At 56.0% G+C, this 241-nt stretch carries 1 protein-coding gene; it reads left to right on the plus strand.

The genetic code is table 11. From position 1 onward, the window contains the following. Positions 1–7: 7 nt before the first annotated feature. The coding region (locus B0E34_RS23015) for a hypothetical protein (protein ID WP_503327703.1) at positions 8–241 on the plus strand (234 nt) is incomplete at its 3' end.

Genomic DNA, 241 nt, shown 5'->3' on the forward strand with positions numbered 1-241 from the left:
CATAGCAATGAGTAATCCGATCCTGTCCTGGCGTCGCGTGCGGGCGCTGTGCGTCAAAGAGACGCGGCAGATCGTTCGCGATCCGAGTAGCTGGCTGATTGCAGTAGTGATCCCACTGCTACTGCTGTTTATTTTTGGATACGGCATTAACCTCGACTCCAGCAAGCTGCGCGTCGGGATTTTACTGGAACAACGTAGCGAAGCGGCGCTGGATTTCACCCACACCATGACCGGTTCGCCC

Source organism: Chryseobacterium mucoviscidosis (assembly GCF_002177115.1).
Lineage (GTDB): Bacteria > Bacteroidota > Bacteroidia > Flavobacteriales > Weeksellaceae > Chryseobacterium > Chryseobacterium mucoviscidosis.